This is a genomic window from Streptomyces sp. NPDC051105 (assembly GCF_040682795.1).
In the GTDB taxonomy this organism is placed as follows: domain Bacteria; phylum Actinomycetota; class Actinomycetes; order Streptomycetales; family Streptomycetaceae; genus Streptomyces.
The window spans coordinates 93,520-105,915 of sequence record NZ_JBFBBR010000009.1 but is presented as its reverse complement, the minus strand read 5'-3'; the positions used below and the strand labels follow the sequence as shown (position 1 = coordinate 105,915).

Annotated in this window: 11 protein-coding genes; 3 read left to right on the top strand and 8 right to left on the bottom strand. The window is 69.3% G+C overall.

Annotation, left to right across the window (positions count from 1 at the left end; translation table 11 throughout):
• Window positions 1–49: 49 nt before the first annotated feature.
• On the top strand, window positions 50–1,285 hold the full coding sequence (locus AB0N16_RS22955) for a tyrosine-type recombinase/integrase (protein ID WP_365799492.1): 1,236 nt from the start codon (window positions 50–52) through the stop codon (window positions 1,283–1,285).
• 111 nt (window positions 1,286–1,396) lie between these two features.
• Here AB0N16_RS22955 and AB0N16_RS22950 read toward each other — a convergent pair whose 3' ends face one another.
• The 3 genes from AB0N16_RS22950 to AB0N16_RS22940 all read right to left on the bottom strand — a co-directional run bounded on the left by AB0N16_RS22950 (window position 1,397) and on the right by AB0N16_RS22940 (window position 4,142).
• Complete coding sequence (locus AB0N16_RS22950) at window positions 1,397–2,233, bottom strand: helix-turn-helix domain-containing protein (protein ID WP_365799490.1); 837 nt, start codon at window positions 2,231–2,233, stop codon at window positions 1,397–1,399.
• A gap of 3 nt (window positions 2,234–2,236) precedes the next feature.
• Window positions 2,237–2,536: a hypothetical protein gene (locus tag AB0N16_RS22945; protein WP_365799488.1), complete on the bottom strand. Its 300-nt coding sequence runs from the start codon at window positions 2,534–2,536 to the stop codon at window positions 2,237–2,239.
• Between the two features lie 844 nt (window positions 2,537–3,380).
• Complete coding sequence (locus AB0N16_RS22940) at window positions 3,381–4,142, bottom strand: phosphoglyceromutase (RefSeq protein WP_351709070.1); 762 nt, start codon at window positions 4,140–4,142, stop codon at window positions 3,381–3,383.
• 165 nt (window positions 4,143–4,307) lie between these two features.
• Here AB0N16_RS22940 and AB0N16_RS22935 point away from each other — a divergent pair, with 165 nt between their 5' ends.
• Window positions 4,308–5,648 (top strand): MFS transporter, encoded by a 1,341-nt coding sequence (locus tag AB0N16_RS22935; protein ID WP_365799486.1) that lies wholly within the window; start codon window positions 4,308–4,310, stop codon window positions 5,646–5,648.
• Window positions 5,649–5,699: 51 nt separating this feature from the next.
• On the opposite strand, the gene AB0N16_RS22930 is transcribed toward AB0N16_RS22935, so the two are convergent.
• Window positions 5,700–6,842 (bottom strand): hypothetical protein, encoded by a 1,143-nt coding sequence (locus AB0N16_RS22930; RefSeq protein ID WP_365799484.1) that lies wholly within the window; start codon window positions 6,840–6,842, stop codon window positions 5,700–5,702.
• A gap of 234 nt (window positions 6,843–7,076) precedes the next feature.
• Window positions 7,077–7,607: a DUF2000 domain-containing protein gene (locus AB0N16_RS22925; RefSeq protein ID WP_365799482.1), complete on the bottom strand. Its 531-nt coding sequence runs from the start codon at window positions 7,605–7,607 to the stop codon at window positions 7,077–7,079.
• A 49-nt stretch (window positions 7,608–7,656) separates the two neighbouring features.
• Between AB0N16_RS22925 and AB0N16_RS22920 the strand changes: the two genes are divergently transcribed.
• The gene (locus tag AB0N16_RS22920; protein ID WP_365799480.1) at window positions 7,657–8,466 is read left to right on the top strand and encodes an AraC family transcriptional regulator; all 810 of its coding nucleotides are present in this window, start codon (window positions 7,657–7,659) and stop codon (window positions 8,464–8,466) included.
• On the opposite strand, the gene AB0N16_RS22915 is transcribed toward AB0N16_RS22920, so the two are convergent.
• The 3 genes from AB0N16_RS22915 to mshA all read right to left on the bottom strand — a co-directional run bounded on the left by AB0N16_RS22915 (window position 8,445) and on the right by mshA (window position 12,218).
• On the bottom strand, window positions 8,445–10,181 hold the full coding sequence (locus AB0N16_RS22915; protein ID WP_365799981.1) for a glycosyl hydrolase family 28-related protein: 1,737 nt from the start codon (window positions 10,179–10,181) through the stop codon (window positions 8,445–8,447). The genes AB0N16_RS22920 and AB0N16_RS22915 overlap by 22 nt on opposite strands.
• Window positions 10,182–10,387: 206 nt before the next feature.
• Window positions 10,388–10,888, bottom strand: coding sequence for a YbjN domain-containing protein (locus AB0N16_RS22910; protein ID WP_365799478.1), 501 nt, complete (start codon window positions 10,886–10,888; stop codon window positions 10,388–10,390).
• Window positions 10,881–12,218 carry a D-inositol-3-phosphate glycosyltransferase gene (gene mshA, locus AB0N16_RS22905; RefSeq protein WP_365799476.1) on the bottom strand — a complete coding sequence of 446 codons (1,338 nt, stop codon included), beginning with the start codon at window positions 12,216–12,218 and terminating at the stop codon, window positions 10,881–10,883. The genes AB0N16_RS22910 and mshA overlap by 8 nt, the downstream gene beginning before the upstream one ends.
• Window positions 12,219–12,396 lie beyond the last annotated feature (178 nt).

Below are 12,396 nucleotides of genomic sequence, written 5' to 3'. Positions count from 1 at the left end.
CCGTTGAACGGCCGCCCCTGCTCCATGCTGGGAAAGGACCCCGCCTCTCATGGCTGGCAGCATCCAAGACCGCTGGTATAGGACCGAGACCAACGCCAACGGCAAGACCGTCCGAGTCAAGACCGAGCGCTACGGCACGGGCATGCGCTACCGGGTCCGCTGGTTCGCGCCCGACGGCAAGCGCAAGGGGAAGTCCTTCCCCGACGGACAGAAGCGACTCGCTGAGCAGTGGCTGAGCAAAATCACGGCGGACGTGGCCCGTGGCGACTACATCGACCCGAACGCCTCCCGGACGTCTTTCCAGGAGTTCGCAGAGGAATGGCTGGCGAGCCAGAGCGGGGACCCGAACACCCGCGCGTCGATGCAGTCTCAGCTCAAGCTGCACGCGTTCCCGCGCATAGGGTCGCGTCAGCTCGGGTCGTTCCAGCCGAGCCACATCCGCGAGTTCGTGACCCAGCTCGAAGCGTCCGGCATGTCCGGCGCGTACGCCCGTGTGATCTTCTCCAACGTCCGTGCCGTCCTGTCGGCAGCCGTAGAGGACGGCTACCTTCGCCGGAACCCCTGCAACTCCCGCACGGTGACGCTCCCCGAGATGGGCACGCGTCGCGTCGTGCCCTGGCAGCCGGAACGTGTCTTCGCCGTACGGGCCGCCATGGTGGACCGCTTCCGGACCATGGTCGACGTGGGCGCCGGCTGCGGGCTACGGCAGGGCGAGATCCTCGGACTCTCCGTTGATGAGCTGGACTTCGAGAGCAACACCCTGCACGTGGTACAGCAGCTCAAGCTGAGTCTGAGCAAGGCCGTGTTCGCGCCCCCGAAGGGCGGGAAGCTCCGTGACGTGCCTCTGCCCGATCCCGTGGTGGAAGCGCTCAAGGAGCACATCAAGCGCTTCCCGCCCGTCGAAGTCACGTTGCCGTGGATGCGGGCGACCGGCCAGCCGGTGACCAAGCGGCTCATCTTCAGCGGACCCAACGGCGGCCACGTCTGGCGTACGTCGCTGAATGAGGACCACTGGAAGCCCTCGCTCGCCAAGGCAGGCGTCATCCCCAAAGCCAAGAGCCGTGAGCATGCCGCCGCGCGGGAGCACGGCATGCACGCCCTGAGGCACTTCTACGCGTCGGTTCTGCTGGACGCGGGAGAGAGCATCAAGGCCGTCAGTGAGTACCTGGGGCACTCCGACCCGGGACTGACGCTGAAGGTGTACGCGCACCTCATGCCCAGTAGCCGGGACCGCGCCCGGAAGGCCATCGGGCACGCGCTCCGACCGCAGTATCCGGGGCACTGAGGGCCCGCAGTGGGCCCATGCCGTGAAAACGCCCCTGAGTCACGCCGTGTGCGCAGCTCAGGGGCATGATCACGAGACCCGCGATCGGCGCGGACGGGACGGACCATCCACCTAGTTGGGGGTGGTGACGCCCATCGCGATGAGCTTCAACTTCTCCTCGTCCGCGATCTCGTAGTGCCGGTTCTTCCGGTGCTGCCCGGGAGGCGTCACCATCAGCACGCCTTCCTTGCGCAAGGTGGCGAGCGCCTTCTCGACCGTCGCCCGGCCCATGCCGAGAGCGTCAGCAATATCGGTCTGAGTCGGCCCTACGATCAACTTCTTGCGCTGCGAGGTCACCACAGTCTTGCCACCGCCAGCCTTGACGACAACCGATCTGCTGACGGCGAGGTAGTCGAGCATCCTGGCAACCCTAACCAGGGGGATCTCATTGCTCGCGCCGTAAACAACCTCCGTGATCTGCTGCTGCTCGAAGGTCATTCGCAGCAGGGCCACCCCCAGAGTCGGCTCGTGAAGAACCGCCTCACGCAGCGCCCTGCCAGGGAGGGAGAGGGCCGTAACGGGTCCACGCGATACTACCTGCGGGTTTTCGAGCTCCGTGACGCCCTCATCCCATACGTGGCTGGTTCCAAAGAATGATCTACCCTTCCACAGCCGAGAAGTACGCCTGAGCGGATCCGTCACCACATAGCCGCTGTAGAGGAACACGCACCTCGTGCTCCGACGGGACAGTGCACCAGAAAGTACGTCGTCATTCCCAGAGCCCCTGTCGTGGAGTCGGCAAAGGTCAGTGAGGATGTCTATGGCTTCCGGCTGGACCCGGTAGGGGTCGAAGAAACGGCTGAGAACGCGCCTGATCCGGTTCCGCCTCACCCTGGCGTAGGCGTCGGGATCCGCCGACAACGCGCGAGGGTCGGACTCCGGCACGGTGGGGAGTTCCACGGCAGCCATGCCCTACTTCCCCCCGGCGCGCTCGTGCGACTCGCCCGCTCGCGCCGACGGCACACTCGCCGATTCTGACGGCGTGGCTTCAGAACCCGTTACCGATCCTGGAGCAACGGTGGAGGTGTGGGGGGAGACGGGCTGATCCATGATGACACGAACGACAGGAGTCAGGGCTCCCACCAGAGCAGCCAGAGCACCGATCACGGCCGCGACTCGAACGGGTTTGCTCTTGAGGTGGTAGATGGCATAGCAAGCGGCGGCCAGCACGATCACGAAGATCAGAACTACCGCGATGGTCCCTTCGGACATCGACTTCCCTAGCGGGTAGGCGGTAGGGCTCCGGTCACCGACCGGAGCCCGCCGCGAACTGGAAACGGGTCATACGCACTTCGCCGACAACATGCAGGGACCTGGCAGGGGCTCCTTTACCGGCTTAGCGTCAAATGCTACCGGGAAGGTCGTCATCCACTCAAACTCCGGACGGAGCAAGGGATTCCGGCTGTCAATCTCGATCCGAAGCGATCACTCTCCGCACCAGATAGTCGTAACTGGCGCCAGAATCAGAACTCCTAACAGCACCACACATTCGGTGCGCGGAGGGCGGGTTCGAGGATAGAGTCCTGTCGTCCCGAACAGGCATGGCACGCAAGAGGCCCCGTCCGTACGGACGGGGCCCTCACTCTGCGGGGCCCCAGGGGAGCCACCCCCTAGAACATCCCGCGTTGCTGATCTTGACCCGTTTCCATAAGTCGAACCAGCGCGTGATGTAGATATAACCCTCAAAGCCGTTCCCGGAATCCCTCCAGGGAGGGAGTCCGGCTCCTAAGGCATCCAGAACCCCTCCCTGGAGGGAATCGAAATCCGTTAAAGCGGCTTTTCCGGAGTCCACTTCACAGATTCCCCCTCTCGGCAGGGGTTTCTCGAACCGCCCTCGGCGTAGAGGTTTCCCCCGGCGACACACAACGCCTTGCCGCTCGCCGCACCTCAGGTTCCCGGTGAGCGGGTAACTCCGGCGGGGATCCGGTCGGCTCCTCGGCTGCTCACGCCGCTCAGCGGGCGCGGTCAGGCGCGCCGAGGGCCCACGGTGGGCCCAAGTCGCGAAAATGCCCCCACCCTGCGCCGTACGCGCAGGTCGGGGGCATGATCACAAACCCTACTTCTTCTTGCCCTGGTTCTTTACCGCCTCGATTGCCGCTGCCGCCGCGTCCGGGTCGAGGTAGCGGCCGCCGGGGGTCAGTGGCTTGAAGTCGGTGTCGAGGTCGTAGTAGAGGGGGATGCCCGTCGGGATGTTCAGGGACGCGATGTCGGCGTCCGAGATGCCGTCGAGGTGCTTGACCAGTGCGCGCAGGCTGTTGCCGTGGGCGGCGACCAGGACCGTGCGGCCGGTCAGGAGGTCGGGGACGATGCCGTCGAACCAGTACGGGAGCATGCGGACGACGACGTCCTTGAGGCACTCCGTCTGCGGGCGCAGCTCCGGCGGCAGCGTGGCGTAGCGCGGGTCGTCGAACTGGGAGTACTCGGCGTCGCGGTCCAGCGGCGGGGGCGGGGTGTCGTACGAGCGGCGCCAGAGCATGAACTGCTCCTCGCCGAACTCCGCGAGGGTCTGCGCCTTGTCCTTGCCCTGGAGCGCGCCGTAGTGGCGCTCGTTCAGGCGCCAGCTGCGGTGGACCGGGATCCAGTGGCGGTCGGCCGCTTCGAGGGCGAGCTGTGCGGTGCGGATGGCACGCTTCTGGAGCGACGTGTGGACCACGTCGGGGAGGAGGTCGGCGTCCTTCAGGAGTTCGCCACCGCGGACCGCCTCCTTCTCGCCCTTCTCGTTGAGGTTGACGTCCACCCAGCCGGTGAACAGGTTCTTCGCGTTCCACTCGCTCTCGCCGTGGCGGAGGAGGATCAGCTTGTACGGTGCGTCGGCCATGGGTCAGAGCGTAATCCACGGGTTCGGGGCGGAGCGCCCGCGCCCGGAGGGCGTCCCAGACGTCGGACAGTTGACTGCTTTTGTTAATTGAGTGGCTCAGGTGAGCGAGGCAAAAGTAATGTCCACTCATTCCTTGCGTCGCTTACACCTTGTCCTGGGGGAGTCATGCCGTCCGTCGCCTTGCGACGCGCTGTCCGGGAGACCGTCTCCGGTCTGCCCCGTGAGTTCTGGTGGCTGTGGACCAGCACCCTCGTCAACCGGCTGGGCGCCTTCGTCGCCACGTTCATGGCCCTCTATCTCACGCTGGACCGGGGGTACAGCGCCTCCTACGCCGGGCTTGTCGCCTCCCTGCACGGACTGGGCGGGGTGGTCTCCGCCCTCGGCGGCGGGGTGATGGCCGACCGGCTGGGGCGGCGGCCGACCCTGCTGCTCGCCCAGGGCTCCACCGCGGGGGCGGTCGCGCTGCTCGGGTTCGTGCATGATCCCGTCGCCATCGCCGGCGTCGCCTTCCTCGTCGGCATGGCTTCCAACGCCTCCCGGCCGGCCGTGCAGGCGATGATGGCCGACATCGTGCGGCCGGAGGACCGGGTGCGGGCGTTCTCGCTGAACTACTGGGCGATCAACCTCGGGTTCGCCGTGTCGTCCATGGGGGCCGGGTTCATCGCCCAGGTCAGCTACCGCGCCGGGTTCCTGATCGAGGCCGGGATGACCGCCGTCTGCGCCGTCCTCGTCTTCGCCAAGCTGCCCGAGTCGCGGCCGGAGCGCGCCGCCAAGGGGGACAGCACCAAGGGCGGCGGCGCGGTCAGCCTCTGGACCGTGGTGCGAGACGGGCGGTACATGGCCGTCGTCGGGCTGTCCTTCCTGGTCGCCCTGGTCTTCCAGCAGGGGTCCGTCGGACTGCCGGTGGCGATGGGCGAGGCCGGGTTCTCGCCCGCCGACTACGGCCTGGCCATCGCGGTGAACGGCGTGCTGATCGTCGTACTCCAGATTCCCGTCACGCGGGTCATCGAGCACCGTGACCCGCGGTCGCTGCTCGTCGTCTCCTCCCTTCTCGCGGGGTACGGGTTCGGGCTCACCGCCTTCGCCGGGTCCGTCGGGGTCTTCGCGCTCACCGTGTGCGTGTGGACGCTCGCCGAGATCGTCAACGCGCCGACCCAGACGGGGCTGGTGGTGCGGCTCTCGCCGGTGCACGGGCGGGGGCGCTATCAGGGCATGTACTCGCTGTCCTGGTCCGCCGCCGCGCTCATCGCGCCGCTGATGTCCGGTGTCGTCATCGACCGGTTCGGGGCGCGGTGGCTGTGGGGGGTGTGCGCGATCGTGGGGACGGCGGCGGCGTTCGGGTACGGCCTTCTCATGCGGCGGCTGCCGGAAGAGCGCGGGCCGGAAGAGCGCCTGCCGGAAGAGCGCCTGCCGGAAGAGGGCACCCCGGTCGCGAAGGACGCGGTCGAGGCCGAGGCAGAGGTCCCAGAGGCCAAGGACGCGGTCGAGGCCGAGGCGCGCGCCTGAGCGGCACGCGCCCTGTCCTCGCCCCGACCGACGAGCCCCGACCCGGCCGCCTCAGTTCGTGCAGCCCGTCACCACGGTGGGGCTTCCCGCGCAGTTGGTCGGGATGTTGCGGGTGATGCTCGAGTCGATGACCTTGAACTGGTTGGTCGTGAAGACGCCTCCGGGGGCCAGCGTGGAGGCGTTGTCGCGGACGTGGGTGTGGTCGAGGGTCACCGATCCGGCGTCGTTGTAGATGCCGCCGGCCTGGGAGTTGCCGGGGCCGTTCGCGCTGTTGCGAAGGACCTCGCTGCCCTTCAGGACGAGCACGGCGCTGCCGGTGGCGTTGTAGATGCCACCGCCGACGCCCGCCGTGCCTCCGACGACGTTGCCGCTGAGCTCGGTCTTCTCCAGCCTCAGCTTCGACAGGTTCTGGATTCCGCCACCCTCGTCACCGGTGGTCGTGTTGTTCGTGATCTTGCTATCGCTGACCTCCAGCGATGCGGTGCCGCTGTTGGTGAGGCCGCCGCCGCTGGTGGCCGACGTGTTGCGCCTGATGACGCTCGCGTGCACGAAGGCGGTGCCGGAGTCCAGGTAGAGACCACCGCCGACGGTCCGGGCGTGATTGCGGCTGAACTCGGAGTCATCCACGCTCAGCGTGCCCCTGTTGTACAGCCCGGCACCGCTGATGGCGTTGTTGAACGCGAGCCAGCCACGCCGTACGACCGCCGTGGCGCCCGGCGACACCGCCACACCACCACCGCTGTTGAACAAGGAAATGTTGTCGATCACGTCGACGCCGACCAGCGTGAGCCTGCCGCCGGAGTCGACCAGAATGCCCCCGCCGTTGCCGCTGGTGCGCCCGCCGCGGACAACGAGGTCCTCCAGACGGAGGTTGCCGCCGGAGGCGACACGGAAGATCCGGAACGAGGCGGTCCCGATTCCGTCGCGGACGATCGTCGCACCGTTGCCCCGGATCGTGAGGCTCTGGACGATGGGTGGCAGACCCGCACCGCTGCCGTCAAAGGCAGAGGTCAGATGGTAGGTGCAGTCCCGGGAGAGGGAGAGAGTCCCGCCCGGTGGCGCCGCGACGATGGCAGTGGTCAGTGCGGTCGTGCTACAGGGAACCTGGGTCCCGTCGTCCTGGCCCACGGCGGTCGCCGGTCCGCCCGTCACGCTCGTGACGACCGCCGCCGCCACCGTCGCCACCGCTGCCATGCTGCTGAATCTGATGAGTCGCATGACAGTCAGATGCGTCGTTCGCCAGGGATTGGGGCGAGTGTGATGATCAGATCACCCGGTCACGCCATGTGATTCCTCCGACCGGCCCAGTCCGCCGGTCCTCCCACCGGCCCAGTCGGCCGGTCCTCCCACCGCCCCAGTCAGCCGGTCCTCCCCCCGGCCCGGTCCGCCGTTCACGGATACATCCGGCCCCCATCGATACATCCGGCCTCACGGATGCATCCGCGCCCCCTTCAGTACCTTGTCCACCCCGTTCCGCGGCCCGTACACCGCGAGCCCCACCAGGTCCAGCTCCGCCGTCGGCACCGCCCGGACGGCCGCGCGGTTGTCGCGGTCGTTGCCGGTGGCGAACAGGTCCGCGGTGAACACGGCCCGGGGCAGCGCCCGGCTCAGCGCCCGCTCGTGCGCCGCTTTCATCGTCTCCTTCGTGCCCTCGAAGACCAACACCGGCTGCCGGAACATCGGCAGGTACGCCACCCCGTCGGCGTCCTCGTACGGCTCCCCGACCACCTCGGGGACCGTCGCGCCCAGGCCGCTGACCAGGAACGCGGTGACATTGAGGCGCTGCCAGGGCTCCAGGTCGTCCCGCAGCAGCACGGCGATCTTGGTGTCGAAGCGAATGTCGGCGCGGACGTCGGCGCGGGCCTCGGCACGGGTCTCGGCGCGGCCGTCGGCGCGAACGCCGGCGCGGACCTCCGCGCGGACGTCGGAAGGGGTGGGCTCGGTGGGTTCAGTGCTCATGCAATGAGACTGCCGATCGTCGTACGGCCTCGTCTTGTACGTTCTTTGCATGGCCGCCCGGCAGCACCTCACGGAGGAAGTCACCGCCTGGCGCCCCCGTGTCCCGGGCGTCACCGAGGTCTTCCACGCGCACTTCACCGAGTACGCGTACCCGATGCACGTCCATGACGCCTGGACGCTGCTCATCGTGGACGACGGCGCCGTACGGTACGACCTCGAACGGCATGAGCACGGCACCCCGGGTGACACGGTCTCGCTGCTCCCCCCGCACGTGCCGCACAACGGCTCCCCGGCCACCGCGGACGGCTTCCGCAAGCGGGTGGTCTACCTGGACGGCACCCTCCTCGGGGACGAGCTCATCGGCGCGGCCGTCGACGGACCCGACCTGCGCGACCCGCTGCTGCGGCGCCGCGTCGGCCAGCTGCACGCCTCGCTCGCCCGCCCCGGCGACGAACTGGAGGCCGAGAGCCGGCTCACCCTCATCGGCGAGCGGCTGCACGACCTGCTCCGCCCCCGGCTCACGGCGGCGCCGAAACCCTCCGACCCGGCCCTAGCCGGTGCCCTCCGCGAACTCCTTGACGAGCGGGTCGGCGAGGGGCTCGCCCTGGCGGAGGCCGCACAACTGCTGCACACCCATCCGGCCCACCTGGTCCGGGCGTTCAGCGGCGCGTACGGCATCGCCCCGCACCAGTACCTGATGTCCCGCCGGGTCGGCCGCGCCCGCCGGCTGCTGCTCGACGGCGTCCCGCCCGGCGAGACGGCCACCGCCACCGGCTTCTACGACCAGGCCCATCTCACCCGGCACTTCAGGAAGCTGGTGGGGGTGACCCCGGGGCGCTACCGGGACAGCGCGCGCTGAGCCTCGTACAGGTTCCGCGGCCGCACCGCGTCCCACGTCCCGTACAGCTCGAGGCGGGAGCGCAGGTCGCCGGTGAAGTCCGGTACGTCGATCTGGTCGAACTCCGTCACGTCGTTCAGGCCGACCGTCGCGGACCAGGGGGCGAGGCCGTCCAGCCGCATCAGGCCCGCGCGGCCGTTGGTCACGCGGACGTTCCAGTGCGTGAACCGCGCCCCGAACAGCGGCCCCGCGTTGGCGTCGCCACCGTGCCGGCCGTTGTTGTTCACCGTGATGTCGGTGCGGACGTTGGCGAAGGGCAGGCCGCGGTGCGAGTCGAAGGTGCCCATCTGCATCTCGCCGCGCGACCACACGTTGTGCGACGACAGACCCTCGACGTTGATGCCGTGGAGCTGGGTGTCGGAGGCGGCCGGGACCGTGCGCTGTTCGACCGTGAAGTCCTCGATCAGGTTGTCGTGCGAGCCCTCGCGGCAGAAGTAGGGGTGGTGCTCGCCCCGGCCGCCGACCCGGGTACGGCGCAGGGTGCAGGCGGAGGCGGCGACCAGGCCGAAGCCGTTGTCGACGTTGCGGACCGTGACGTCGTCCACCCAGCAGTCGTACGCGCACTGCAGGACGACCCCGTTGTAGCCCTTGTCGAGGAGGTGCGGGGACTGCGGGGTCTCGACGACGTCCAGGGTGAGTCCCTCGACCCCGGATCCGGTCAGTTCGGGGACGTGGGTGGTGAGCTGCGGGTTCCATTCGGGGCGCAGGTCGACCGGGAGCGGGCGCTCCAGTGTCACCCGGTGTCCTCGTACGGCGGTGACGCGGACGGGCCATTCGTAGGGGACGTAGGACAGCAGCTTGGTCTTGTCCTCCCAGTAGTACGCGGCCGGGCCCGGGCCGTCGCCCGACATGTGCTGGAGGAGGGTGTGAGCTGAGTCGTCGGAGACGCGCAGCAGGACCAGGCGGCCGGGGCGCAGCCGGGAGGGGTCGGTGACGGTGACCGTCCACTCGCCCCGGCGGGCGGGGGCGGCCGGGGTCAACTGCTCCCACTCGTCCCGCTTGTTGCCGGTCCAGCCCTCGAACGGCCAGTCCTGCGCCCTGATCGCGGCGGTCAGGGAGTCCCAACGGGCCTTGGGGGCCAGCCAGATCAGGCCGCCCGCCCAGGACCAGGCCGACTTCGTGCCGCCGTAGCGGGAGCCGTACGGGCCGATCAGCTCGGTGAGGTTCTTCGTCGCGTACAGCGTCGTACGGCCGCTGCCGGCGCCGCGCAACACCACGTGGTCGTAGGCGAGGTGGACCAGGCCGTCGATGCGGAAGGTGCCGGGCGGGATGGTGACCGTGCCACCGCCGGCCCTGGCGGCAGCGGCGATGGCACGGTTGATCGCGGGGGCGCAGTCGGTGACGCCGTCGGCCACCGCGCCGTACGCGCGGACGTCGGCCACCACGGGAAGGCGGCGGATCCGCGCCGCTCCGGCCCGGCCGACGTACGGGATCTGCGGGTGGGTGGACGGGGTGCGGGTGAACTCCCGCCATAGGGACGGGACTTCGCTACCCGATGCGGCCGATACGCCGCCCGATGCGGCCGATACGCCACCCGATGCGCCGGCGGGGGCGGCCGATGCCCCGGTGGTGGTGCCCGCCGCCCGGGCGGGGGTGCCCGCGATGGCGGTCGCCGCGACCGCCGTGGCACCGGCGAGGAGGCTCCGTCTCGTCATGCCCTGGTGCGCGGTGCTCATACCGGCGGTGCTCATACCGGCGGTGCTCATGCCGGTGGTGCTCATTCCGGTGGTGCTCATTCCGTACGTCCTTCCCATGGCGGCTCTTTTATGGCGGCTTTTCATGGTTGTGAACGACGTTCATATGTGCGTCGGCCGCGAGCATGCCACGGTGCCCTGTCACCTCGAAAGAGTCATGCAGGGGTCAATCAGGTCTGGACCTGAAGTCAGTCAGCCGGGCGTTCGATCAGGTGCGTGAACGCGTCCAGATTTCGCGTCGACTCACCCCGGGACACCCGCCACGCGTACTCCTTGCGGATCGCGGCGGCGAAGCCCAACTCCAGAAGGGTGTTGAAGGCGCCGTCCGCGGCCTCCAGTACCTGGCCGAGCAGGCGGTCGATCTCGGCGGGGCTGACGGAGGCGAGCGGGAGCCGGGCGGTGACGTAGATGTCGCCGAGGCGGTCGACGGCGTAACTTACGCTGTACAGCTTGAGGTTGCGCTCCAGGAGCCAGCGATGGACGGCCGGTTCGTTCTCGTCGGGGTGCCGGATGACGAAGGCGTTCAGGGAGAGGGAGTGCCGGCCGACCAGGAGGGAGACGGTCGTCTTCAGCTTGCGGGTACCGGGGAGCTGTACGACGTAGTTGCCGGGCCCGGGGCTCTCCCACTCCAGTTCGGCGTCCTTCAGGACCCCCTCGATGACCTGTGCGGCCTTGTCCACATCACCCATGGGCCGAGCGTACGCGACGGCGGTGGGACTGGGTCGCGGCCATGTAGACGTCGGCGGTGGCGGCGGCCGCGGTGTCCCAGCCGAACGACTGGGCGTGCCGGGCGGCGGCATCGCCGAAACGGTCTGCCAGGGACGGGTCGTCGGCGAAACGGCGCAGCACGCGCGCGTAGTCGGCGGGATCGTGACCGCGCACCAGGAAACCGGTCTCGCCGTCCCGTACGGCCACGGGCAGGCCGCCGACCGAGGCGGCGAGGACGGGGGTGCCGGCCGCCTGCGCCTCTATCGCCACCAGGCCGAAGGACTCGCTGTAGGACGGCATGACCAGCACGGAGGCCGCCCGGAACCAGTCCGCCAGCTGCTCCTGGCCTACCGGCGGCCGAAAGCGGACGACGTCCGCGACGCCGAGCCGCGCGGCCAGCTTCTGCAACCCCTCCGGCTTGGCGAGGCCGCTGCCGCTGGGGCCGCCGACGATCGGTACGACGATCCGGGAGCGCAGCTCGGGCCGCTCGTCGAGGAGCACGGCCACGGCCCTGAGCAGCACGTCGGGCGCCTTCAGGGGCTGGATGCGGCCCGCGAAGAGCGGGATCAGCGCGTCCTGCGGAAGGTCCAGGCGGGCGCGGGCGGCGGCGCGGCCGTCGGCGGGGCGGAAGCGTTCCAGGTTCACGCCGGGGTGGACGACGGCGACCTTGGCGGGGTCGGCGCAGTAGTGGCGCAGGAGTTCGTCGGCCTCTTCGGAGGTGTTGGCGATGAGGCGGTCGGCGGCGGAGACGATCTGGGTCTCGCCGATCACGCGGGCGGCGGGCTCGGGGGTGTCCCCGTCGGCCAGGCTGGCGTTCTTGACCTTGGCCATGGTGTGCATCGCGTGCACGAGGGGGACGCCCCAGCGCTGGGCGGCGAGCCAGCCGACGTGGCCGGAGAGCCAGTAGTGCGAGTGGACGAGGTCGTAGTAGCCGGGGCGGTGACCGGCCCAGGCCTGCATCACGCCGTGCGTGAAGGCGCACAGCTGGGCCGGGAGGTCCTCCTTGGCGAGGCCCTCGTAGGGGCCGGCGTCGACGTGCCGGACGAGGACGCCGGGGGCTAGTTCGACGGTCGGCGGGAGGCCGCCGGAGGTGGCCCGGGTGAAGATCTCGACGTCGATGTTGATCGCGGCGAGGCGCTGCGCGAGCTCGACGATGTAGACGTTCATGCCGCCGGCGTCGCCGGTGCCGGGCTGGTGGAGGGGAGAGGTGTGCACGGAGAGCATGGCGACGCGGCGGGGCCTGCGGTGCAGCCGAAGCCGTGAGGGGGCCGCCGGAGAGCGACGCCCGAGCCTGCTGACGTACTGGCTCACGTGGCGATCCTCCTAGTTGCGGGCATGCCTGTCGGAGGGTGTGGGGCCCCTCCGACAAGCTGCAACGCGGAGGAGGTGGGCTCCCATTCCGAGGGGTGGGGTTTTTACCGGGGTATTACCCGCTGTCGCTCAACCGTTCGAGAGTGGGATGCGTGGGGGTGGTTGTGGATGCGGTGCG